Origin of the sequence: Nocardiopsis sp. NRRL B-16309 (assembly GCF_001279585.1) — a bacterium.
GTDB lineage: Bacteria > Actinomycetota > Actinomycetes > Streptosporangiales > Streptosporangiaceae > Nocardiopsis.
Genome location: NZ_LGEC01000036.1, coordinates 1 through 264, shown reverse-complemented (window position 1 = coordinate 264; position 264 = coordinate 1). Strand labels below are relative to the sequence as shown.

1 pseudogene is annotated in these 264 nt (G+C 66.3%); it reads left to right on the top strand.

The window, feature by feature from the left end:
* Positions 1-264: pseudogene (locus tag ADL05_RS31010) on the top strand (sodium-independent anion transporter); the annotation flags it as partial.

The window sequence follows — 264 nt, the reverse complement described above, 5'->3', positions numbered from 1 at the left end:
TTCCTGGCCGGGGTGTTCCTGCTGATCCTGTGCGTGGGGCTGGGCGACATCGTCGGGATGATCCCGATCGCGGCGCTGGTCGCGGTGATGTTCTTCGTGGCGATCGTGACCTTCGACTGGCACAGCATCGCCCCCGCCACCGTCAAGCGCATGCCCTGGACCGAGACCCTGGTCATGGTGGTGACCGTGGCGGTGGTGGTGGCCACCCACAACCTGGCCTTCGGCGTGATCGTGGGCGTGATCGTCTCGATGGTGCTCTTCGCC